23 protein-coding genes are annotated in these 23,513 nt (G+C 51.8%); 14 read left to right on the forward strand and 9 right to left on the reverse strand.

Translation table 11 applies throughout. The annotated features are described in order from the left end of the window. Positions 1 to 67: 67 nt before the first annotated feature. Together H6F76_RS23950 and H6F76_RS23955 are read left to right on the forward strand one after the other, a co-directional pair. A complete protein-coding gene (locus tag H6F76_RS23950) occupies positions 68 to 2,041 on the forward strand; it encodes a family 10 glycosylhydrolase (protein ID WP_190512046.1) in 1,974 nt (657 codons plus the stop codon). A gap of 265 nt (positions 2,042 to 2,306) precedes the next feature. Continuing rightward, the gene (locus H6F76_RS23955) at positions 2,307 to 3,440 is read left to right on the forward strand and encodes an AAA family ATPase (protein WP_190512049.1); all 1,134 of its coding nucleotides are present in this window, start codon (positions 2,307 to 2,309) and stop codon (positions 3,438 to 3,440) included. 85 nt (positions 3,441 to 3,525) lie between these two features. On the opposite strand, the gene H6F76_RS23960 is transcribed toward H6F76_RS23955, so the two are convergent. From H6F76_RS23960 to H6F76_RS23970, 3 genes are read right to left on the reverse strand one after another with little or no spacing between them, the layout of a single operon-like run. After that, on the reverse strand, positions 3,526 to 3,771 hold the full coding sequence (locus H6F76_RS23960; RefSeq protein ID WP_190454027.1) for a hypothetical protein: 246 nt from the start codon (positions 3,769 to 3,771) through the stop codon (positions 3,526 to 3,528). 31 nt (positions 3,772 to 3,802) lie between these two features. Next, positions 3,803 to 4,591 (reverse strand): ABC-2 family transporter protein, encoded by a 789-nt coding sequence (locus H6F76_RS23965; protein WP_190454424.1) that lies wholly within the window; start codon positions 4,589 to 4,591, stop codon positions 3,803 to 3,805. Between the two features lie 41 nt (positions 4,592 to 4,632). Beyond that, entirely contained in the window at positions 4,633 to 5,616 is a 984-nt protein-coding gene (locus H6F76_RS23970; protein ID WP_190512051.1) for an ATP-binding cassette domain-containing protein, read from the reverse strand. A gap of 165 nt (positions 5,617 to 5,781) precedes the next feature. On the opposite strand from H6F76_RS23970, the gene H6F76_RS31615 reads away from it, so the two are divergent. Together H6F76_RS31615 and H6F76_RS23980 are read left to right on the forward strand one after the other, a co-directional pair. Beyond that, positions 5,782 to 6,771, forward strand: coding sequence for a GNAT family N-acetyltransferase (locus tag H6F76_RS31615; protein ID WP_199322361.1), 990 nt, complete (start codon positions 5,782 to 5,784; stop codon positions 6,769 to 6,771). A 198-nt stretch (positions 6,772 to 6,969) separates the two neighbouring features. Beyond that, complete coding sequence (locus H6F76_RS23980; protein ID WP_190454022.1) at positions 6,970 to 7,716, forward strand: SIMPL domain-containing protein; 747 nt, start codon at positions 6,970 to 6,972, stop codon at positions 7,714 to 7,716. Between the two features lie 80 nt (positions 7,717 to 7,796). On the opposite strand, the gene H6F76_RS23985 is transcribed toward H6F76_RS23980, so the two are convergent. Beyond that, the gene (locus H6F76_RS23985) at positions 7,797 to 8,162 is read right to left on the reverse strand and encodes a single-stranded DNA-binding protein (RefSeq protein ID WP_190454019.1); all 366 of its coding nucleotides are present in this window, start codon (positions 8,160 to 8,162) and stop codon (positions 7,797 to 7,799) included. A 659-nt stretch (positions 8,163 to 8,821) separates the two neighbouring features. On the opposite strand from H6F76_RS23985, the gene H6F76_RS23990 reads away from it, so the two are divergent. The 9 genes from H6F76_RS23990 (at position 8,822) to H6F76_RS24030 (ending at position 18,027) form a co-directional block, all read left to right on the forward strand. Further along, positions 8,822 to 9,823, forward strand: a complete 1,002-nt coding sequence (locus tag H6F76_RS23990; RefSeq protein WP_190454419.1) for a rod shape-determining protein — start codon at positions 8,822 to 8,824, stop codon at positions 9,821 to 9,823. A gap of 127 nt (positions 9,824 to 9,950) precedes the next feature. Further along, entirely contained in the window at positions 9,951 to 10,745 is a 795-nt protein-coding gene (gene mreC, locus H6F76_RS23995) for a rod shape-determining protein MreC (protein ID WP_190512053.1), read from the forward strand. Continuing rightward, positions 10,742 to 11,299 (forward strand): rod shape-determining protein MreD, encoded by a 558-nt coding sequence (mreD, locus tag H6F76_RS24000; RefSeq protein ID WP_190454014.1) that lies wholly within the window; start codon positions 10,742 to 10,744, stop codon positions 11,297 to 11,299. Before mreC ends, mreD begins: the two co-directional genes overlap by 4 nt. A gap of 176 nt (positions 11,300 to 11,475) precedes the next feature. Then, positions 11,476 to 11,778: a hypothetical protein gene (locus tag H6F76_RS24005; protein WP_190512055.1), complete on the forward strand. Its 303-nt coding sequence runs from the start codon at positions 11,476 to 11,478 to the stop codon at positions 11,776 to 11,778. Between the two features lie 85 nt (positions 11,779 to 11,863). Continuing rightward, on the forward strand, positions 11,864 to 12,286 hold the full coding sequence (locus H6F76_RS24010) for a heavy metal-responsive transcriptional regulator (RefSeq protein ID WP_190512057.1): 423 nt from the start codon (positions 11,864 to 11,866) through the stop codon (positions 12,284 to 12,286). Positions 12,287 to 12,399: 113 nt separating this feature from the next. Next, positions 12,400 to 13,563, forward strand: coding sequence for a GuaB3 family IMP dehydrogenase-related protein (locus tag H6F76_RS24015; RefSeq protein ID WP_190512059.1), 1,164 nt, complete (start codon positions 12,400 to 12,402; stop codon positions 13,561 to 13,563). Positions 13,564 to 13,731: 168 nt separating this feature from the next. After that, entirely contained in the window at positions 13,732 to 14,112 is a 381-nt protein-coding gene (locus tag H6F76_RS24020; RefSeq protein ID WP_190512060.1) for a translation initiation factor, read from the forward strand. A 420-nt stretch (positions 14,113 to 14,532) separates the two neighbouring features. Then, entirely contained in the window at positions 14,533 to 16,647 is a 2,115-nt protein-coding gene (locus tag H6F76_RS24025; protein ID WP_190512062.1) for a serine/threonine phosphatase, read from the forward strand. Positions 16,648 to 16,716: 69 nt separating this feature from the next. Continuing rightward, entirely contained in the window at positions 16,717 to 18,027 is a 1,311-nt protein-coding gene (locus tag H6F76_RS24030; protein ID WP_190512064.1) for a protein kinase, read from the forward strand. A 213-nt stretch (positions 18,028 to 18,240) separates the two neighbouring features. On the opposite strand, the gene H6F76_RS24035 is transcribed toward H6F76_RS24030, so the two are convergent. Both H6F76_RS24035 and H6F76_RS24040 read right to left on the reverse strand, forming a co-directional pair. Beyond that, a complete protein-coding gene (locus tag H6F76_RS24035; RefSeq protein ID WP_190454416.1) occupies positions 18,241 to 18,462 on the reverse strand; it encodes a DUF4327 family protein in 222 nt (73 codons plus the stop codon). Between the two features lie 251 nt (positions 18,463 to 18,713). Continuing rightward, positions 18,714 to 19,301: a GNAT family N-acetyltransferase gene (locus tag H6F76_RS24040; RefSeq protein WP_347276107.1), complete on the reverse strand. Its 588-nt coding sequence runs from the start codon at positions 19,299 to 19,301 to the stop codon at positions 18,714 to 18,716. Positions 19,302 to 19,400: 99 nt separating this feature from the next. Here H6F76_RS24040 and dprA point away from each other — a divergent pair, with 99 nt between their 5' ends. Then, a complete protein-coding gene (dprA, locus tag H6F76_RS24045) occupies positions 19,401 to 20,531 on the forward strand; it encodes a DNA-processing protein DprA (protein WP_190512066.1) in 1,131 nt (376 codons plus the stop codon). A gap of 84 nt (positions 20,532 to 20,615) precedes the next feature. On the opposite strand, the gene H6F76_RS24050 is transcribed toward dprA, so the two are convergent. The 3 genes from H6F76_RS24050 to H6F76_RS24060 form a co-directional block, all read right to left on the reverse strand. Further along, positions 20,616 to 21,701, reverse strand: coding sequence for a sll0787 family AIR synthase-like protein (locus H6F76_RS24050; protein WP_242036827.1), 1,086 nt, complete (start codon positions 21,699 to 21,701; stop codon positions 20,616 to 20,618). Then, on the reverse strand, positions 21,698 to 22,303 hold the full coding sequence (locus H6F76_RS24055) for an MSMEG_0567/Sll0786 family nitrogen starvation N-acetyltransferase (RefSeq protein ID WP_190453992.1): 606 nt from the start codon (positions 22,301 to 22,303) through the stop codon (positions 21,698 to 21,700). The genes H6F76_RS24050 and H6F76_RS24055 overlap by 4 nt, the downstream gene beginning before the upstream one ends. Positions 22,304 to 22,377: 74 nt before the next feature. Next, positions 22,378 to 23,475, reverse strand: a complete 1,098-nt coding sequence (locus H6F76_RS24060; protein WP_190512068.1) for an MSMEG_0568 family radical SAM protein — start codon at positions 23,473 to 23,475, stop codon at positions 22,378 to 22,380. Positions 23,476 to 23,513 lie beyond the last annotated feature (38 nt).

Here is a 23,513-nt window from a genome sequence, read left to right on the forward strand (position 1 = left end):
TTCTAGCTTCCTTCTCCCCATCGAGGACGGCTGGAGCTGAGGGCTATAAACTCAAACATTGCTGTGTATGGTTGCTTCTCCTGGTTTCCCTGATATCCAAGTGCACTGGGCGCGTCCGTTTATTGAAGGACTAGCGCAGCGCAAGATCATGCGTGGGTTTGAAGATAGGTCGTTTCGCCCCGAACGCGCGATGAGTCGGGCAGAGTTTGCCTCTGTGCTGCAAGCAGCATTCAATCCGTCTGTTATCCGTCCCTATGTGCCGTTTGTGGATGTGCCGACGACTCATTGGGCAGCGGGCGCGATTCGCCGAGCGTATGAGAGCAGTTTTTTAACGGGCTATCCAGGGCAACAGTTTCGTCCAAATGAGAATATTCCTAGAGTGCAGGCATTGGCATCGCTAGTGGGCGGGGTGGGCTTGCCGCCAGCAGCTTCCGTCCCGCTAGCACAGATCTATCAAGACAGCGCTCAGATTGCTAGTTGGGCGATCGCCGCGATCACCACCGCTACTACAAACGAAATCGTCGTCAATCACCCCGATCTGAAGCGACTACGACCAACGCAACCCGCCACTCGCGCTGAAATTGCTGCCTTTGTCTATCAATGCCTGGTTGCCCAGGGCAAAGCACCTGCGATCGCCTCTAGTGCGATCGTCCGTTGGGTGCAAACGGTCGCTGTGTCGCATACGCGAGAATTTCGTGCCCTCTGGGTTGCTTGCGTCTGGAACGGTGATTTTCCCTCCAAGATGGGTCTCTCCACTCAGCAGCAGCAGGCAGAGCTAATCGCCATTCTGGATCGAATGCAATCGTTAAACCTGAATGCGTTGATCTTACAGGTGCGATCGGAGGGGGATGCGCTGTATCGCTCATCGCTAGAACCCTGGAGTTCTTGGCTCACGGGCACACAGGGCAAAGCTCCCGATCCCTTTTATGACCCACTGGAGTTTGCGATCGCCCAGGCACATCAACGCAATATCGAACTGCACGCCTGGTTCAATCCCTATCGCGCTCGTACCTCTGAACGCATTGTTAATGTCAGCCCTCATCTCGCGACGACCAATCCAGAGGTGGTGTATCGCTGGGATACACAACTTTGGATGGACCCTGGCGCAAAGGTCGTGCAAGACCGGACGGTGAATGTCATTCTTGATGTGGTGCGTCGTTACGATGTGGACGGCATTCATCTGGATGATTACTTTTATCCCTACCCGATCGCCGGACAAGCTTTTCCCGATGACAAAACCTATCAGACCTACAAAGCGGGTGGTGGGTCGCTAGCCCTCGCAGACTGGCGACGAGACAACGTGAATCGCCTGGTGCAGCGCCTTGCTACGGAGATCCATGCTGCGAAACCTCACGTCAAGTTTGGCATTAGTCCCTTTGGCATTTACCGCCCTGGTCAACCGCCACAAGTACGAGGGCTGGATGCCTACAACCAGCTCTACGCCGATGCCCTTAAATGGTTGCAGGAAGGCTGGGTCGATTACCTGTCGCCTCAGCTTTATTGGCGAATTGAGCCGCCCGCGCAAAGTTATCCAGTCTTGCTGCGCTGGTGGGCAGAGAATAACCTTAAGCAGCGCCACCTCTATCCCGGCAATAACCTGAGCGCTCTGGGTGGCAACCAATGGGATCTGTCCGAAATCCTGAACCAGATTAATCTGACCCGTGAGCTTTCGCCCCAACTGGCGCTAGGCAATGTGTTTTTTAGCTCGAAAGCACTGGCGGCGAACCATCAAGGCGTAGGCGATCGCTTTCGCACGACGACCTACGCCAACCTTGCCCTACCTCCTGCTATGCCCTGGATGCCGACCGCCACACCTGCTATTCCTACAGGCGTTCGCTATAGCAACGGCAAGCTCACCTGGAATGCCGCGACTCCAGAGATCCGTAACTGGACACTCTACCAACAAAACGGCAATACCTGGACGCTTCGCCAGGTTCTCCCCGCTACAACAACGGCTACCACCCTGTCATCAGGAACGTATGCCCTGTGTGCCGTCGGGCGATCGATCGTAGAAAGCAAAGGCGTTGTGGTGAAGGTGTGAGAGGGGCGATCGCTCCTCACTACAGCTTCGATGGAGCATTGCGAAACCCAACGTTAGGGTTGAAAGCATGCGACCGGCTGTAAAGAGTAAAAGCAGGGTTGTGAATGGACAAAAGGGGCGATCGCGCTGAAGGTACGAACCGATAGGCAACGTAGCACCAAGACAATTCCTCAGTGCGTAATGTAGAAAATAGCGCTTTTCTACCCGGCAGGTTTGGGCTACTCTCTAGTAGCGGCTGTCCCTATGCGCGATCGGTGCAAACTATATGACCCAGTTCGAGAACACCTCCGCTTTTAAGGCAGTCCTCCTCCAGCAGTTTGAGCAAGACGGCTGGACGGCGACCCTTGCCCCACCCAATACGCTGGGCTACGACATTGAGCTAGTACGCGGTAGCGAGTATGTAGCGGTGCAGGTTAAGCATCAGCGGGCAAAAGTCCATGCAGGGCAATTGGAGAAATTTATTGACTTTTTAGAACGTCCCGCCGCCGCTAAATTCACGCAGGGCTTCCTCCTTTCGGCATCGGGCTTTACCGCCTCTGTCTTTACCTACATGCGGACAGAAGAAGTCGTTGATGTAGCGCTGGGCAGCTTTAAGGACAATCAAATAGTCTGGGAAGATGGCGACATTCCCCAACCGCCACCACGAGCACAGCTTACCTACATTGGAGTGTTTACCTGCAAAGGTGGAGTCGGCAAAACGACCATTAGCGCCCATCTTGCAGGAGCCTTTGCGCTCAATGGGTACGATGTCGTGCTGATTGACCTCGATCGCCAGAGCAACCTGCGAAAGCTATTGGGCGATGGTGTTTACATCCCCGGACGACGTGGTGGTTTGGGCGCAACGATTACCGTTCTCAACCATACCGAATGGCGTGAAGAAGAATACCCTGACACCCGCGTTGTGATTTGCGATTGCAGCCCAGAGTACGACGCAAATCCTGAGGCATTCATCGAAAAGTTTAACTATTGCTTGATCCCAACCACGCTAAATCCGCTGGGAATTAACAAGAACGCCGATGTAATTCGACGTACCTTTGCCGCCGTGCGGCGGATTAATATTAACGCCGAGTTGTTTGTGATTGTGAACAACTATCACAGCGACGAATCGAGACGCAACGAAGTCTTGAATCGTATTTTGAAGACTGAATTTGAGACTTTGATGGCAGATGATGCCAAATGCCATTACATCGATCCTGAAACAGTTGCGATTCGCTTTAGCAAGCAGTTGCTCTATTGGGGCTATCACATCGTTGAAAATGACAAGCCGCAGTTGGCATTTCGGGAAGTGGGCGGACGATCGCTCCCGCGTACTGATTTCTTGAAACTACTCGATTACCTCGAAGACCATACCAATATCGAAGCCGCCAAAGAAAAGGAAGCAAAAGCGGCTGTAGGCTAACGTCATGAATGGTCAGTAATTAGCTTTCAAGTGGCTTGCCTCACTTTTAGTGGGTTAACGGCATCTTTAAGCTGATCGCTGACAGCTACTTGGCAAGCGGTCGTTTGAAAATATAGAGATACGTTAGCGTACGAATGCGACTCTGTTCGCCGCCATGTGCCTCATCGATCGCATGGACAGCCGCTAACTCCCATTCTTGCTGCCCTAAAAAATCCAAGCCTTCCCGAAGTTTGTAGTCCTGACCATTGACCGTCAGCACTCGGTAGCCGTTTTTATTCAGTTTCCCTACAATTTTGACGGAAGAATAGGCTTCAAGGTATTGCCACTTCATCGGCTGCCTCGCTGCACCATTGAAACTCCTTTCATGCCCCCATTCCTGAATATTGCTTTAATCCCTTATGCCACAGCCAGCGATAGAGTGCGAAAAAAATTCCACTCCAGCCCAGCATGACCAACAATCCTTGCCCTAGGTTGACAGGCAACCCAACCAGTAGACTGGCAGGAAAGTGGATGAGGTAAGGAAAGGGTGTCCAGAGGACGATCGCCCGCATCTGCGGTGGGTAAACTTCCAGCGGTGCCACCATGCCTGACAGAAACAGGTAGAACAAAAACCAGAACTGTTCTAGCGCACTGGCACGCTCCGTCCAAAAGGCGAACATCGACAGCGTATACTGCATCAAAAAACGTAACGCAAAGGCAAAGACAGCGGTCAGCAAAAACAACAGAAAGCCGCTGAGGCTAGGCACCCAGAAGGACTGCGGGTAAAGCCAGAAAAAGAGGACAATTAGCCCAAAGGCAAGCGGCAAACGGGCAAACCGTTCTGCAAAGTGAGAAAAGAAGTAGTGCCACGCCGGATCAAGCGGCTGTAACAACCGAAACGACAGCTTGCCTTCGATGATCTCGCGCTCAAATTCCCAAATCACCCAAACAACGGTGAACTGACGAACGATGAAGGCAGCTAAAAAGTAACGAGCAAAATCGACGGGCGTTAAGCCAAAGTTTCCCGTCTGCGCGGCTTCCACCCAGATGCCCATCAGAATGATCGGCAGTGAACCCGACAGTACCCACAGCAGTAACTCAGCCCGATACTCCACCATGTAGGCGTAGTAGACCGAAGTCATGGTTTGAGCAATCTGAACCAACCGCTTCAAACCACTTCTGCTTTTTGCCTTTTGCCCTTTGCCTTCTTCCGTCACGATGCCACCCCCGATCGCAAGACTCGTCCAATCACTTCTTCGATCAGCGGCTCTGTCACCGATAAATCCACTACCTCTAACTCCGATAGCAGCTTGGCAACCGTGCGAGTGAGGCGTTCTTGCGGCACCAAAAATTTGGCGATCGCGCCATCCACTGACTCCAAATCGCCATACAGGGAAAGCGTTTCGGCAGGATGAGGACGCACCAGTTCCACATTGACCTCGCGACAGGGTGCAAAGCGATCGACCAACCCATCCAGGCTGCCATCGTAAATCAACTGTCCTTCGTGGATTACCAATACTCGCTGACAAAGCGCTGTAATATCTGCCATATAGTGGCTGGTTAGTAGAACCGTTGCCTGGTAGCGCTGATTGTACTCGCGCAAAAATTCGCGGACGCTGACCTGAGCATTCACATCCAGCCCCAATGTCGGTTCATCCAGAAAGAGGACGTGGGGCTGATGCACCAACGCTGCCAGCAGTTCGGCTTTCATGCGCTCACCAAGAGAAAGTTTGCGGACAGGTTGGTTCAGCTTGTCGTGCAGAGAAAGCATGTCGGTGAGTTCGCCTACACGCTGCTGGAAGTCGCGATCGCTGATTCCATAAACCGCCGCATTGATTCGCAATGAATCTAGCGCAGGCAAATCCCAAATCAACTGCTGCTTTTGCCCCATAACCAGCGTAATTTTCTGCAAAAAGGCAAATTTGCGCTGAAACGGTACGTGTCCCGCTACATTAATGCGTCCCGCTGATGGATGGATTAACCCCGTCAGCATCTTTAGTGTGGTTGTCTTGCCCGCGCCGTTCGCACCTAGAAAACCCACCACTTCCCCTGGCTCAATGGAGAACGAGATGTTCTGCACCGCTTTGATTTGACGATAGGTTCGCTTAAAAAAGTGCACTGCGGTGCCTTTCAACCCAGGCTCTTTCACAGCAACGGGATACATCTTGCTCAGGTTCTCAGCCAAAATTACAGGCATTTTTACTCTTGCTACGAAACTGCCTCAGTCCAACGTGTAGTTATGCAGGTGCAAATGACTGTTACGCGATCGACACCTCTTCTTTATAGTGCCTGTTTGCGATCTGTAGTGCCTGTTTGCGATCACCCTTAGCCTCTTGCGACTGAAATTAACGGAGTCCCCACCGTGTCTACTTTACTATCTTCAAACATCATCATGCGTCCCTATGCAGGTGAAGCGGATTTGCCCGCGATCGCCCGTTTGATGAATGCCTGCGAAGCGGTCGATCGCGCCGATATTGGCACGTCGGTTGACGAACTACGTCAAGAATTTGCTCACCCTAATTTAGACGCTGCTCGTAACATAAGCCTGTGGCAGAGAAATGACGGAACGCTGATCGGCTTTGGTGCCTTATCAATTCCTCAACCGACCGAAACCCATAGCGGCTTCCTCAACTTCCACGTTCACCCCATAGCCCGTAACAGCGACATCGAAACCCAGATTTTTGCATGGGGTGAGCAACAGTTACGTGCCGTCGGCGGTAGCGCTCCACTTGAATTGCAGGCAGTCTCCCGCCCTAATCAAGGCGATCGCCCTCGGCTTTTAGAGCGTTACGGCTTTACTGCCAAGCGCTACTTCTTTCAAATGGCGCGCTCTCTGGCAGAACCAATCCCCACGCCCCAACTTCCCGTTGGGTTTACGCTACGTCACGTCGTCAGTGAGCTGGACGCAGCAGACTGGGTGGCGCTGTTCAATGAATCGTTCATCGATCATTGGAACCATCATCCTATGGCCGTTGAACAGTTCCATTACCACAACCAAGACCCTGATTATGATCCAGCGTTAGACCTGGTTGCGATCGCGCCTGACGGCACCTTCGCTGCCTTTTGCACTGGCTGCATCTACCCAAACGACAATCAACGCAGCGGACGAAACGAGGGCTGGATCGAGGTGCTGGGCACTCGTCGAGGCTTCCGTCGCTTGGGCTTGGGTCGTGCCATGCTGCTCTTGTACCTACAGCAGTTGAGGTCGATCGGTGCCGAAACTGCCCTCCTGGGTGTAGATTCCGATAATCCCTCTGGCGCACTGCGGTTATATGAATCAGTCGGCTTTCGTCAGCTCCATACAACGATTGTCTATACGAAAGAGGTGAGGAGCGAAGGGGTAGAAGGGTAAAGGGGTAGAAGGGTGAAGAGGTACATCAATTCTGCCTCTGCCTCCCCTGCTTCCCTGCTCTCGACTTCCCAACTCCCAACTCCCGCCTTCCCCGCAAGTTGCTAAATCTGTAACCAAACATACCTTCCTGTAATTGGGTGTCACAGTGAAGACATCAAACAATTTTCACTTCATCGTTCTTTGTGAGGAGAACTTAGCATGATTCATTCAACTTCTTCGATCGACAAATCTGTTTCCTGGCATCGCTTCAAAGCGCTGCTTATAAGCGCTGGCTTATTGAGTCTTACTTTTGCTAATCCGGTACTGGCACAAGAGAAAATGATGCGAACGCTGACTGTGAGTGGGCGCGGTACAGAAATGGTTGCAACAACCATTTCTCAGGTTCGCCTCGGTGTAGAGGCGCAGGGTAAGACAGCAAATGCGGTACAGCAAGAAGTAGCACGGCGATCGAATGCTGTGATTAACTTGCTCAAAGCGCGTCAGGTAGACAAACTTGAAACGACAGGCATTAACCTCAACCCCTCCTATCAGTACGACAACGGCAAGCAAACGCTAACGGGCTACTCTGCCAGCAACATTGTTAGCTTCCGTATTGCAACTGAGAAAGCTGGAACGTTGTTAGATGAGGCAGTTAAAGCGGGTGCATCCCGCATTGACGGTGTGAGCTTCATTGCTACCGATGAGGCGATCGCGGCAACCCAAAAAACTGCTCTCCGTGAAGCAATACAGGATGCCCAGGCACAGGCAGATGCCGTCTTCAGCGCCCTTAACTTTACTAAAGGGCAGATCGTCAGCATCCAGGTCAACGGTGCATCTGCACCACCACCACGCCCACTGGAAGACTTTCAAAATATGCGGGCATCTGCGGCTTCTAAAGCTCCCAGCCCAGTCATTGGTGGCGAACAGGAAGTGCAGGCATCGGTAACATTGCAAATCAGCTACTAGCAAGCGTTTTGAGTGTTTAGTTTTGAGTTTTGAGTTGTCTAAGAGGATCTTCTAACTTAAAACTCAAAACTCATAACTCTTTAAAACTCGTCATCGTACCCGCCGCTACTTGCGCCTGCTTCATTGTCGCGCTTGGAACCTAACAAATCGAGCCGCTCCACACGGATGATTGGTTTTGAGCGATCGTCACCTGTACTACGATCCTTCCAGGTATCAAACTTGAGTGCGCCTGTCACACCAATAAGACTGCCTTTGCGGACATAGTTAGCGGCAACCTCAGCCGTCTTACCCCACAGCTCTAAATTGAACCAGTCAGGCTGGTCATTATTGCGCGTTTTGCGATTGACTGCCAGGGTGAGGCTGCACTTAACACTGCCAGACTCAAAATATTTCACATCTGGATCGCCACCAACACGACCGACTAGGGTTACAGCATTCAAACTCATAACTTTTCTGTTAACTCTTTTCTAGGGACTAAGATTGCAATGCACTCCATCATTCCATCTCATCTTAGGAGCTGAGTCCCAAAATATCGATTGGTACAAATGTATTTTAGCAGCCCTGCTAGCGGTGCGATACGTTTCACTTGTCGATCGATCTTTAGCTTTTGAATCATTACTAAAAGATGAACAGCTTTTAATAGCGTGAGGTGGCAGTAGCTGCAAGGCAACGTCTCTTTAGCTAACCTTAGCTATGAGGGCAGAACTCCCCTGCTTGACCGAAGCTCTAGATCAAGCCCGCGTAGCAGGATTGCTTCTGTAGGTTTATCTATATCTTGCCAGCTACAGAAACTATTTAGTCAGGACTTCAGGCGTTTTTCAGCCAGCGACCGACTGACCACTAATTGCTGATTATTGCCACAATTGCTACACAAGTCCAAGCTAAAGTCCGGTAACATTACTAAGGTTGGCTGCTGCATCCTAATGAGCCAATTTTTTATCGTTAAAATCCTGTGCCTGCTGGACTCATAGCGAAAAACATAATAAGATCCAACCTTGATTGCACGTATAGTTGTGTAGGTGCAAGATCATCCAGCAATTCATTCGTTATTTGAGAGGCATAGAGGCTAGTGGGACTTTTTAGTCGCTTTTCCCTATCGCGGGACATGGGCATTGACCTTGGCACAGCAAATACATTGGTTTATGTGTCAGGCAAAGGTATTGTCCTGCAAGAACCGTCTGTCGTTGCCATGGATCAGGATACGAAGATGCCATTGGCAGTGGGAGAAGATGCCAAGCGAATGCTGGGACGGACACCTGGTAACGTGGTAGCACTACGTCCGCTGCGCGATGGTGTTATTGCTGACTTTGACACCGCTGAGCTGATGCTGAAGCACTTTATTGCACGAGTGCATGAGGGCAGAACGCTAGTATCGCCTCGAATCGTGATTGGTATCCCTAGCGGCGTAACGGGTGTTGAGCGCCGTGCGGTGATGGATGCTGCCTCTCAAGCGGGTGCGAGAGATGTTTATTTGATTGATGAACCTGTAGCTGCGGCGATCGGCGCTGGGTTGCCGGTTGCCGAGCCTACTGGCAACATGATTATTGATATTGGTGGCGGCACTACTGAGGTGGCGGTACTGAGTTTACAAGGAACTGTTTTGAGTGAGTCGGTGCGTGTCGCAGGCGATGAGCTGAGTGAGTCGATCTCTCAATACATGAAGAAAGTACACAATCTGGTGATTGGTGAACGTACCTCTGAGGAAATTAAAATCACGATCGGTTCTGCCTATCCAGTTGATGACGACACCACAATGGAAGTTCGGGGTCTACACTTACTGTCTGGTTTGCCGCGCACGGTAGCTGTGAAAGCTCCCGAAATTCGTGAAAGTATGTCAGAGCCATTAGCCGTTATTGTGGATGCAGTCAAGCGTACTCTCGAACGCACTCCGCCTGAGCTGGCTGCGGATATTATCGATCGCGGCATCATGCTAGCGGGTGGCGGTGCTTTACTTAAGGGCATTGATACCCTGATTAGCCATGAAACAGGCATTGTGGTGCACGTAGCGGCTGACCCTCTGAGCTGTGTTGTGCTCGGTACTGGGCGTGTTCTAGAAAACTTCAAGCAATTGGAGCGTGTCTTTAGTGGTCGATCGCGCAACTTTTAGTGGTTGCTTAACGTCAAACGCCTTGAGGAACTGTGCTACTCAGTTTCTATCCCTCCTGAATCGTTCCTTTGCTTTTTTGCAACTGCTGCATTTGGTCAACCGCTCGTTTAACGCCTAAAACGCCTGCATGTATACCTTGCGCCGCTGGTGGGATCGACACCAGCTCAGAATTATCTTAACGAGCATGGCTGTTGGCTCTGCTTTGATCCTGCGGCAGACGCAGGCAACGCCCTTATTTGAGGGCTATCAACTGCTCACTCGTGTCTTTCAGCCTAACGTTGCCCAGCAAAAGCTACTTGAAAATGCTCAATTCCAGGAATTGCAGCAGCGGCTTACGGAACTCGAAAGCCAGAATCAGCGGTTGCGTGAACTGGTAGGTTACGTTTCGGAATCTAAAAAAGCTGGCATTACTGCTCCCGTTGTTGGACGGAGTGCAGACCACTGGTGGCAGCAGCTTATTTTGGGTCGAGGCAGCAGTGACAACGTGAAGGTGGGCTATATTGTCATGGCTCCGGGTGGTGTGGTCGGTCGCGTGACCAGCGTGACACCTAACACTAGCCGCGTTTTGCTGCTGAGTGATCCATCCAGCCGCATTGGAGTGACCATTAGCCGTAGCCGCTTTATGGGTTATATGCGTGGGCAGTCAACGAGCCATGCAGTCATGGAATTTTTTGATAAAGTGCCTGATGTCCGGCGAGGCGATGTTGTTTCTACGTCATCCTTGAGCCAACTGTTTCCTGCGGGTATGCCAGTAGGGCGGGTAGAGTCGGTAAACCTTAACAAAAGCCCTGCTCCAGAAGCCACGATCGAGCTTTCTGCACCGGTTAGCTTTTTGGAGTGGGCAGTAGTGTATCCCCATGATCAGGACGCTGCTTCCGTCGAGATTCCAGGCAAAAAGCCTGCCCCCCAGCCTGTGCCATGAAAAGCGATTCTTTAGTAGGTACCTGGCAAAGCCAGCCCCTGCAACGGCTTGTTGTAAATGCGGCAGTGACGATCGGTTCGCTGCTTTTGTGCTTGCTACTTTTGCCGACCCGCTTACCTGGCATGGAGCTAGCGGGCATTGGACCAAATTGGCTTCTCATCTGGGTAGTTGCCTGGAGCGTGAATCGAACGATGTTTCAGGGAGCGCTGGCAGGGCTGGTATTGGGCTTGATTCAGGATGGCATGACGGCTCCTATGCCAACACATACCTTAAGCTTGATGGCAGTCGGTATCCTGACGGCACGTTTGCGTAAGGGGCGCTACATTCAGGAGGACTTTATTTCGGTGGCGCTGATTGCTTTTGGTACAGCGGTCATTGCCGAAACTATCATGGCGATTCAGTATAGCTTCCAAGCCGAGCGCTCTCTCGTAGAAATTTGGAACTATCATCAGCTCATTGCTCTGAGTTCTGCCATCCTCAGCAGCTTGTGGGCACCTGTCGTTTACTTTCCGCTGAATCGCTGGTGGCAGTGGGTCGAGAACCTGGAGCAATAGTAGTGGTTAGGATTTAACGTACTCCAGCCGCCAGCCAGCCAAGCAGAGTCGATGGCTCTCCCTTCTTGCTGTTAAAAGGTAAAATGCTCTGCAAGTTGAGTGCCCCTGCGAGGGACGCTTTCTAGCTGCCTGCCTAGCACCTTAAAATAAAGAAAGTACGGTAAGGATGGTTGGGGATGAATTTAATCTGGACACGCTTTCTGCGATCGGCGTATCGAAGCGAACCAATTACCAGTTTTGTGATTACTGCTGGAGTCGTTGAAGCGACAATCGGCGGGCTAGGAGAACACTGGTCGTTAATGACGTTTGGGCTGGGTACGGTTGGGGCTGCGATCGCGCTGCGCTGGTGGCAGCATCAGCGTCGTCATCTATCGACTGTCAGTGAGCGATCGCCAGTTTACGCCTTGCCGCCCGATTCTTCTCGTCCAGTGCTGCCTACCTTACGCCTGTCTCAAAAGCCACCCAGCGGCAAACGCTGAGTCCTCATCACTGTCCAGCGGTTGTCAAAACAGTTTGTTTGAGCCGGTGCCCGTTTGATGTCTTGGCAATGAAGGTAATGAGAATATGATTACTACTGCGACAAAACAACTCCTTAAAATTGGCGAAGTGGCAACCAGCAGCGGGCTACCAGTCAAAACTATTCGCTACTACGAGGAGATTGGGTTGCTGACACCAACCGTTGAGCGATCGCAGGCAGGCTATCGGCTCTTTAACACAGAGGTATTGAACCGACTGGCGTTTGTGAAACGGGCACAGTCGCTTGGTCTGGCGTTGAACGAAATTAGAACGATCCTGACTGTTCATGATGAGGGCGAGCTGCCTTGTTATGAAGTGAAGCAACACCTTGAAGATAAAGTGGCGATTGTCAGCCAGCAGATTCAGGCGTTAGAAACCCTCCGCGCTGAGTTAAACGGGATTCTCTCCGGTTGGCAAGAACATCCACCCGCACATGTGATTGAGCAAACGATTTGCCCGAATCTTCAATGAGGAACGAGGAGGCATTAAAACTTCCGTCTTCTGTCTTTTACCTTCTCTCTCCAGCCAAACGCGCCAATCCGCGTCGTGATTTGATACCCTAACTAAAAGACGTGGGAAGAACGGTGGACATTCAAATTGGTAGGGGCAAAACCGCCCGACGGGCATATGGTATTGATGAGATTGCGCTTGTGCCTGGGCAGCGGACTCTTGATCCAAAGCTGGCAGATACACGCTGGCAGCTTGGTGGCATTGAGCGCGAGATTCCCATCATTGCGAGCGCGATGGATGGTGTGGTTGATGTTGGCATGGCGGTGCGCTTGTCTCAGTTAGGGGCGCTGGGCGTGCTGAATCTGGAGGGTATCCAAACTCGGTATGCAGACCCCAATCCAGTGCTTGATCGCATTGCGTCCGTAGGCAAAAGCGAGTTTGTCACGCTGATGCAAGAACTCTATGCAGAACCAATCAAGCCAGAGCTGATTGAGCAACGGATTCACGAAATCAAGCAGCAGGGTGGGGTTGCAGCCGTCAGTGCAACGCCGATCGGTGCGACGAAGTATGGTGCAGCAGTTGCCAAAGCTGGCGCTGATTTGTTTTTCATACAGGCAACAGTTGTGTCTACGGCTCACTTAGCTCCAGAGTCGGTCGTGCCGCTCGATCTGGCTCACTTTTGCCAGGAAATGCCGATTCCGGTGATTTTGGGCAACTGCGTGACCTATGAAGTGGCACTCAATCTCATGAAGGCTGGTGCGGCTGGTGTTCTTGTTGGCATTGGTCCTGGAGCAGCCTGTACCTCACGGGGTGTGCTGGGTGTAGGGGTGCCGCAAGTAACGGCGATCGCAGACTGTGCTGCGGCTCGCGATGAGTATTATCAAGAAACGGGCAACTACGTCCCTGTCATTGCCGATGGCGGCTTGATCACAGGCGGTGACATCTGCAAGTGCATTGCTTGCGGTGCAGATGGTGTGATGATTGGTTCTCCCTTTGCCAAAGCCAAAGAAGCACCGGGACGTGGGTATCACTGGGGCATGGCAACGCCAAGTCCAATCTTGCCCCGTGGCACTCGGATTCGCGTTGATACCACTGGTACATTAGAGCAAATTCTTCGTGGTCCCGCTCAGCTAGACGATGGTACGCACAACTTGCTGGGCGCACTGCAAACTAGCATGGGGACTTTGGGGGCAAAGAATATCAAAGAAATGCAGCAAGTTGAAATTGTCATTGCTCCTTCTTTGTTGACAGAAGGAAAGGTCTACCAGAAAGCGCAACAGTTGGGAATGGGTAAATAGAAGCCAGGTGTGAAGCAGCTTCTGTTGGTATTGCTGCATCAAGGAATGATTGCTCTCATCCTTTGATGCAGCAGACCTCCTTTAGGTGCTGAAGGAAGCGTTGCGTCAGCCCAAACCTTACCGTCATAAAGTACTCACTTACACATGAAAGGCTAAAGGAACGGCTCTATGTCCTCCAAACAAAAGCCCGCTAAAGCGAATGTTGCCAGTGCAAGACCGCTCGATCGCGGGCGGGTTGTGTACTCGGAATTTGGCAATGCGGACAATACGGATGCGCTTAAACGAGCCGTTCCCGACCTACCGCCTAATCAGCAAAGCTTGAGAGTAGAGGCATCGCGCGCTGGGCGAAAAGGTAAAACAGTGACGATCATTCGTGGCTTTCAAGCAAGCCAAGAGACGCTAACAAACCTGCTCAAAACGCTCAAAGCACATTGCGGTGCCGGCGGTACGCTGAAAGAGAATGAACTTGAGCTGCAGGGCGATCACAAGCAAAAAATCGTTGAGTTTCTGTTGAAGCTGGGCTACAAGGCAAAAGGCAGCGGTGGTTAGGCCAGCAGCGCATTCGGATTCTCCAGAACCAGGAGCAAGTGCCTGAGAATGAGCGAAGTATATGCGAAACTCTCCCCTGCTATATAGGGTTTTACGCTATTAAACAAGGTGCAGATTATTGCTGCAAAAGTTGTCTGTCTTGACCTTGTGAACCGCAGTCGCGTGAGACGTATAGTCTTACCCGCCATGGTGGATCTGTGAATCCCTAGCTTGTGGGTGCTGAGTAGCAAACATTCGGATAAGCTGTACACAGCAGGGACGTTTTTAGGAATGCTGCTTCAATAGGCTACAGTTCTGTCAGTTAGAACTCGATCGTCCTCGTCGCAGTGTCTTGATTCAGCACCAGTGCTTGGCGCTGATGCGTTTCTGTCGCTGAAGCCCCACCCTGAGCCTCCCAGACGGGAATTTAGGAAGCCCATCATGCTTGTCTGCCCTCAATGCCAGTTTGAAAATCCCAACACCAACAAGTTTTGTCAGGAGTGCGGCACCTCACTCACTCAAAATACTTGCCCTGAATGCGATAGCCTGGTTCCTTTTGACAGCGTAGAGTGCCAGGAGTGTGGCGCGATCGCGGGCGTAATCTGGTGGGCGCTGGTAGTTGGTGATCATCAACTTTCTGAGATCTCCCTGTCAGCTAACACGACTGCAACCGTAGAGGAGTCAGTATCAGTCGGTGGCACTTGTACAGCGGTCTACCTTGATCGCCATCAGCGCTATCAACTGTTGGAGGTTTTACACTCGCCAGAGCCAGAGGCAGCTAACCAGCAAGCCGCAAATGAAAGGCATGTACTGGTTTTAGACTGTCAGCCACTTCAAATGTCACTTTTAGAAGCACTTGCAAAGCAAGCATCAGAAGCATCAACAGGTTTATCTAGTAGCGATCCGCTGTTGGCTACGGCAGAGGCGGGTGAAGCAGCGCCGTCCGAAGCTAATCGTGGGCAGTCGGTGCAGTCAATGGCAGTACCGTCCATCGCCCAGCCTTATCTGGCTTTGGGCAGCAAATTTCATCAAGCGTTGCCCGTTATTCATGATGCATGGCAGCAAGAGGGGCAGCAAATCCTTGTGTTGGAAGATCGATCGTCGCTACCACGGCTGATTGACTTGTGGCTGGATCTAGATCTCGCGCTACCGGCTCTCCAACTGTTGCATTGGCTCTATGAAATGACAGAGTTGTGGAGCGCACTAGAAACATGGCATGCCTGCCAGAGTTTGTTAGAAATCAACAATCTGCGGGTCGATGAAGACCAGGCGGTTTGCTTGCAACGTCTGTATGTTGACCCAGTAGAGGCTCCGCTGACCTTGCAAGATCTAGGGCAACTGTGGCAAACTTTGTTCGCTCAGTCACAGCGCACTCAAATTGGTGCCATTTATGTACTGCTAGCAGACATAGAGGCTGGCAAATTGACGACGATCGCTGACTTGCGATCGCGCATTGAGGAAGTCGCCCACGAACTTCAGGCAAACCAACCCGAGACCGAGATGATGTCCGATTCTGAAAGCTTTGAGTTGACTGATACGTCTGCTGATAATCCAGCGATCGCAGCCGACTTGTCCTCTGCCTCTCCTCCTGCTGACGTGAGTGCATCTACAGCCTCAACCCGTTTAGAAGTCCCACTGACCGAGCCGCCAGCGTCAGATGACGATCGTGATAGCGATGACTTGCCCACGGTTGTCTTGCCAATGCAGCTGTTTAACCTAGAGGATGCAGGACGCACTGATATTGGGCGGCAACGGGATCATAATGAGGACTACTTTGGGATCGAAACTCAGGCAACTAAGCTAGAAAGCCCTTCTGGTAAAACGGTTCATGCCCGCAACCTCTACATTCTGTGCGATGGCATGGGCGGGCACGCAGGCGGAGAGGTTGCTAGCGCTCTCGCGGTCGATACGCTGCGGCGCTACTTCAAAGAGAAGTGGCAGAGTGCGCCCTTCTCAGTTGATGGTGCTAATACTTTGCCGGGACCTGATGTGCTGATTGAAGCTGTGCAGCTTGCCAACAAAGCAATCTACGATGTGAACCAGCAAAATGCCCGTTCTGGCAGTGGGCGTATGGGCACTACGCTGGTTGTGGTGCTCATTCAAGACACAGAAGCGGCTGTAGCTCATGTGGGCGATAGCCGTCTCTATCGCTACACTCGCAAGCGAGGACTGGAGCAAATCACGATCGATCATGAAGTGGGTCAACGGGAAATTCAGCGAGGTGTTGATCCCGACATTGCCTATGCTCGGCCTGATGCCTATCAGTTAACCCAGGCTTTGGGACCTCGCGACGAACACTTTGTTAAGCCCGATATTCAATATGTTGAGCTAAACGAAGATACGCTGCTGCTCCTGTGTTCCGACGGGCTGACCGATAACGACTTGCTAGAGACCCACTGGCGTACGCATGTCGAACCCATGCTTAGTTCGCAAGCGAACTTGGAGCAGGGTGTCTGTCAATTGGTCGAGCTTGCCAATCAATTAAACGGGCATGACAATATTACGGCGATCGCCATCCGTGCTAAAGTGCGCCCTAACCTCGATCACCTGCGGTAAACCTTGTGTGTGCTAAGTTTTTGAGTTGTTTCTCGTCACCTATAATTCATCACCGCAACTCAAACGCCAATGGTCATCCTGACCCTCCTCCATCCGCAAGACAAAACTCCCTTAAAGCAATGGTGCTTCAAAAGTGAAACGCTGATTCGGATTGGTCGCGCTCCCGACAATCACGTCATACTGGACGATCTACTGGTTTCCCGTCATCATCTAGACCTACGGCAGGTTGACGATAGTCGACAAGGGAATGCTGCCACACCGATAGAACAGCGCTGCTGGCATTTAGAAAACCATAGCGCTAACGGCACGTTTGTCAATGGTGCTGTCATGTCTCAAGGACTAATTGCTGAGACTGCGTTGCTGCAACTGGCGCAGGATGGACCGTTGCTGAAACTACAAATTCTGGCAGCAGGTACTGTATCAGCTCAGCAGCCAGAGAGCACTAAAACGCCCCAACTGCCAATGTTGCCAAGTGTATTGCCATTAACCAAAGCATTGCCGCAGCGCCCCTGCACCCATAATGATAATCCGAGCAATACGCTGTTTTGCATTCACTGTGGGTTGCCAGTCAAAGTCGAGAAAACGATCCGCCAGTATCAGGTTCTGCGCGTGTTGGGTCGGGGCGGTATGGGTACAACCTACTTGGTGTGGCACCCAAGCCCTTCGGTGCTACCGTCCGGGAGACCACAAGAGGCGCTACGAGTGCTCAAAGAAATGAATGCTGACATGGCTCGCATTCCCAAAGCACGAGAGTTGTTTGAGCGGGAGGCGAGCACCCTTCAAACACTGGACCATCCAGGTATTCCCAAATTTTACGATTTTTTTGTTGAAGCAGGCAAAAAGTATCTGGTGATGGCGTTGCTGCATGGTCAAGATCTGGAACATCGCATTCGCAAGCAAGGTGCTGTTTCAGCACAACAGGCGATCGATTGGATGATGCAAACCTGTGACGTACTGGACTACCTCCACCACCATCGCACGCCCATCATTCACCGTGATATTAAGCCCGGCAATCTGCTAGTGCAAACAACGAGCAATCGCATCGCCGTGCTGGACTTTGGAGCCGTCAAAGCAGTCGGGATGCCTTCTAGCACACGCATTGGTGCTGAAGGCTATGCTGCTCCCGAACAGGCCCAAGGTCGCCCTGTCACCCAGTCTGACCTGTACGCGATCGGACCAAGCCTGATCTTTCTCATCACAGGCGAAAACCCCAGCCGTCTTTACAAAAAATCTAGCCAGGGCTACCACTTTCTGCTGGACGGCTACCCAGCGATTACGCCGCCTCTGCGTCATGTAATTGAGCGCGTCACTGCCTTACGTGCTAGCGATCGCTACAGCACTGCAAAAGAGTTAGCGCAGGCGTTGTCACGCTGCCTTTAAGAAGGCTGGGGGCTAAAGGCTTATTTCAGCATGATGTATGAGCGTAGAAGTAATTGAGCAGTAACGAAGCAGCAAATATAGCCGTCGAAGAGAACGTTAAGACAGACATAAACCTTGAAACGTCCTTCAAGCAAGGGCTTCTATTTATCCTTCATCCTTTTGCTGTAGCTTCTCACATCACCATTTCATCCTTCTACCGTTTGCTTTCTGCTACTAGTCTTCTTCTTCCCAGCTTTCCACCGCTAGCAAGTCGCTAACAGGATCTTGCATGGTGAATTCAAACGAAAGCAGTTCTTGCTTCCAATAAGACCAGTCATCGCCATAGAGCAAGGCAATTTTCCAAATGCTATCTGTTGGTTTTAGCAGCTTGCCTTCGACGAGCGATCGCACTTGACGCTGCAATTTAACCATTGGGTGAGCAACCTGCTGGTTCATAACGTTCTGGGTCATGTCCTTAAATTGTGTAAAGCTTAAGTTGTGTAAATACTGCGTTTGATGCTTCCCAAAGTGGCTTTCGGCAACGTGTAGATGAATGCTATCAGGGGGAAGCAGCCTTTCCAGCCATTGATACTAGCATACTCCAATACGATGATCAGCGTTTCCTAAAATAGTCGTTGAAAGAGGTCGTATTACCGAACCTCAACCGTCCTTATAGCACGCCTGCAACTGCTGATTCCTTCACCTATTCAGACTTCAGGCTGGCTCAACCGCTTTTTCATCTTGATGTGGGGAATGTCCGCTTCAATAAAAATGCTGCCTTCTGGCTCAAAACCAAGCTGTTGGTAGAAGCCCTGTACAGCTGTCTGCGCGTGGATATGGGCTTCTGCCATTTTTGCCTGGGTAAGCAATGCCAGCGCTTCGACCATTATGCTTTTGCCAATGCCCAACCCTCGTGCTGCTTTCAACACAGCAACCCGTTCAATTTTGGCAGTTTGGGCATCAAGCGTACGAATTCTTGCTGTGCCGATCGGCTCACCATCCAACAATGCCAGCAGGTGTGCGGCAGCTTCGTCCTTACCGTCAAATTCTAAATCAACCGTAACTCCCTGCTCACTCTGAAAAACAAGCGATCGAATCTGCTGGATTGCGGGGAAGTCGCTCGAGAAGTTTGCAACTTTGATCACCAAATTGTTCATAATGACTGCTACCAGCGATCGCCGTTGCTCCTTAACGTGAGCAGGCGTGGAAAAGTATTGGAAACGTATAGCGCGAGTATAGCGGCTAGGCAATCGTGCCGTCTCTACAGCAGCGGCTAAGCGATCATCATCAATCACTGGGAATACTGGCAGCAGACTTCTATCGCTTTAGGGGCTAATAGGGTTTAGTAGTTGCAGCCTACACTTCCATCAGGGGCATCACATGAGGAGAGAACATTGGTAGAAGAACGTGCCTTTTGGCTTGCCTGGTCACAGATGAATGGCGTTGGTCCAGTTCTGCTCAGGCGATTGCAGAAGCACTTTGGTTCCTTAACAACGGCATGGGAAGCAGACGCGACTGCACTGATCGAGGTGGAAGGGGTTGGGTTTCAGACCGCAGAGACGATTGTGGCAGAGCGCAAGGAACTCGATCCGGTGGCGCTGCTTAACCAGCATGAACGCGAGAACCCCAACTTTTGGACACCTGCTGATGCTAACTATCCCCGCCTGTTACTAGAAGCGCCTGACCCGCCTGCGCTACTGTACTATCGCGGCAAGGTGGAACTGCTAGAGAATCAGGGCACAACACCGATGGTAGCGATCGTTGGCACCCGTGATCCGTCTGACTACGGTAGACGCTGGACTCGTCGTCTCACTACAACACTGGCACAAAGCGGCTTCACTGTTGTCTCCGGTCTGGCAGAAGGCATTGATACAGAAGTCCATCGAAGCTGTATTAGCTTGCATGGACGTACTCTAGCGGTGCTGGGTACTGGGGTTGATGTCGTCTACCCCTGGTCAAACCGTGATTTGCACCAGGAGGTAATGCAGCACGGGTTGCTGTTGAGCGAATATCCGGCAGGGACACAGCCCGATCGCACCCACTTTCCGCGCCGCAACCGCATTATTGCAGGACTCAGCCGCGCCACGATTGTTATGGAAGCGCCGTTGCGATCGGGTGCCTTGATTACGGCACACGTTGCCAATGATTATGGGCGCGACGTCTATGTGCTGCCTGGTAGCCTGGATAACCCAAAGGCGACCGGTTGTCTTCACCTCCTTAACAAAGGTGCTCAGGTCATTCTCAGCGAAGCTCACATGCTCGAAATGCTGGGCACTCTACCACCACTCGTACCGCCCACAACAGCCCATCAAACCGCTATTCCCTTAGATCTGGCACCTGACCTCGAAAAAGTCCTGCAAATCCTCACCAACTTTCCGCAGGACGGCGGCATTGACGCTTTGCCGTTCGATTTGATTGTGCAGCAGTCAGCGCTCCAGGCTGGTTCTGTCTCTAGTGCGTTGCTTCAGCTTGAACTCATGGGCTTGGTTTCGCAACAACCCGGAATGCGCTATCAGCGCCAGTAATTGATGGCTCATGCCGATCTAAGCTATGAACATTGTAGCGAGCGACATTTTAGCAACTTAAGGAGAGACAACGCTCCAACAGGTCTAGGTAGGCGAAAACCCTGTGAGAGCTTGTGTGGCGAGATCCCAAAAGACGGCTGATTGGTCTTGGGCTTGAAGTACAAGCTGTGGGCTTGACTGGACTTCGCCGATCGCCTCGCACACCAAATGACGCTTATGGAACTGAGATCGTACTGCATCGACTTTATCCGGGTGGACGCTCAACAAAAAGCCATAGCTAGGAAAGCACAGCAGCCACTGTTCCAGCAGCAATTCTGGTGGACAAGGAATAGCATCGAGATCCAACACTGCGCCGCACTTTGAGGTTTCTAGCAGCATCAGCAAGGAGCCTACAATACCGCCCATGCTGACATCTTTACCTGCCTTACAAACCCCTGTTTCTGCCAAGTGCGGCAAGATGGCTAAATCGTCACGCAATTGGATGGGATCTGCCATTGTTGCGGCATTCCAAAAGGGATGCTTGGGGTGGGGCGTACCGCGAAAGTCGGTTGCTAATAACAGTCGATCACCTGGTTGTGCGTCAAAGCTGGTGATGAGTTGGTTTGCTCGTCCTAGAATGGCGACCGAGAGAGCATTGTAAGGACTACGACCGTTCGTATGTCCACCGACGATCGGCACGCTGTATGCTGCTGCTGCTGCGCGCATACCGTCTAAAAGCGGTTCACTAATAGCTGTTGTCTGGCTCCAAATCGTGTCAACTACCGCAACCGGACGACCACCCATTGCGTAAATGTCGCTGACGTTAACCATCACGGCACACCAACCTGCAAACCAAGGTTCTGTGTCTACCAGTAGCGGCAGCATACCCTCTGCGGCTAAGAGCAAATAGCCAGAGCCATCAGGGATGGCAGCGCAGTCATCGCCGAGAAGGATAGGGAGTGGGGTATGGGGAGTGGGGAATGGGGAGTGGGCTTCGACGTGAGCGCCTAGCGGAACCGGAGTGGGGAGAGTTTTGAGTTCTAAGTTCTGAGTTAACTCTAACTCCTGACTCCTGACTTCTGGCCCCTGTCTGCTACTTCTCCCTAACAGCCGCGCCGCAATCTGAATATCCTGCTTATGCAAGATGCCCAGTGCTTGCTGTAAGTGTGTAACGAGGTCTGCCAGTATCAAGAGGCTTCCCTGGTAAAACTAGAGAGGGCTGGACGCTGTTCGGTGCTGGGGGGATAGTAGTTCAAGTCGGCTTCCATTAAATGATGCGGCAGCCCATGAATGGTTAGTTCTTCGAGGGAGTGCCAGTGCTGTCGCTGAAAGAATCGGACGTTTTGAAGCTGCACTGTGGCAAGAAAGCGATCGCAACCCCACGTATTTGCAGTCGTCACAGCTTTGTAGATTAACCCCTTACCAATCCGAGCGGCACGACGATGCGCCTCATGGACACCAAGCCTGCCGCCGTACCATAAGCCCGGTTCTGGCTCATAAATTCTTACAACACCCAGCACAGGCGTATTCTGTGTGGGGTAAGCATGATGTGTTGAGAGTACAGGATGATGTGTGAGCGGCAAAACAAGCTGACCGACACTTCTGCGCCTCTGCCTCTCTGCAGTTTCGGCTGCCAGCGCAATAATCGGGTACGCGATCGCATCCATCGCATCCACATCACAGCCTTGAAACAACTGCTGCTCATCCACAAAAATCGAGTGCCGTAAGGCGAAATAACCGCTTACTTCGGACGGTGCTGTTGCCAGTTTAAAGCAGTAAGAAGGCGTAGACATAAGAAGAGGGGGTAGAAGTTTTAAGTTTTGAGTTTTGAATAGCTTGCGTCTCTACTCCGTACTGCTTACCTTCTCTAACAACCAACAACTTCTTCAAATGTTGAAAGAGCAGAACAGGCACCGCACTTAGCACAGCCTGCTTTAATGTCATTAGAAGACAGACCCGCGCGTGCAAGCATTGCACCCACCTGACGATAGAGGGGCAGCATAAAGGCGCTAGTTGGTGGCGCATGGTTTGCCAATGGGGTGCCACTGATGGGTACAAACGGCACAACAAAGGGGTAAACCCCGATCGCCACCAAGCGCTCACAGGCTGCCAGTAGCGTTGGCAAATCGTCACCCAGCCCTGCCAGCAGATAGGTGCTGACTTGTCCCCAACCAAAGACCTTAACGGCAGCAGCAAAGGCTTCGTAGTAATACGCTACGGGCACCGTTGCTTTTCCAGGCATGATTCGGGCACGCACCTGTGGATCAACAGCTTCTAAATGCATGCCCAGCGTGTCAACGCCAGCAGCCTTCAGTCGTTCAAACCAGATGAAGTCGTCCGGTGGTTCGCACTGTGCCTGTATTGGCAAATCAACTCGGCGCTTAATCGCTCGGGCGCACTCGGTTAAATAGGCGGCACCCCGATCGCTCGTGTTTGGCGTGCCGCTTGTCATGACCATGTGTTTTACTCCGTCCAGCCGCACTGCTGCTTCTGCCACTTCTGCTAGCTGGGCAGGCGTTTTACGGGCGATCGTCCGACCTGCCTCTAAGGACTGTCCAATCGCGCAAAATTGACAGGAGGTTGCTGCATCGCTGTGGCGCATACAGGTTTGCAGCACTGTGGTTGCTAGGACCTCATGGCTATGCAGCAAGGCAATTTTCCAGTAAGGAACGCCATCCGCTGTCGTCAGGTTGTAAAACTTTGGCGCTTGCGGAAAGGTGATTGGTGCCACCGCTTCATCATGACAATGCAGCATGACTGCTTCTGTGGCTGCATCAAGGGTTGCCGTATAAGGCGATCGTGCTGCCGTACCTGTATAGATCGGCACCATAACCGTTGTCCCTTCAACTGTAACGGCTTTATGATCCGACGGTCCTGCGCCACCTTTGCGTCCAGCCGCGCCAGTTTCTTCTACTAACCTCAACCCATTTGTCTGGAGGTCTGTAATTAACTGCTGTTTGTTCATTGGTCAGGGAGTAGGGAGTAAGGGGGAAAGGCTAAAGG

The sequence above is a fragment of the Leptolyngbya sp. FACHB-321 genome, from assembly GCF_014695975.1.
Classification (GTDB): Bacteria; Cyanobacteriota; Cyanobacteriia; order Leptolyngbyales; family Leptolyngbyaceae; genus Stenomitos.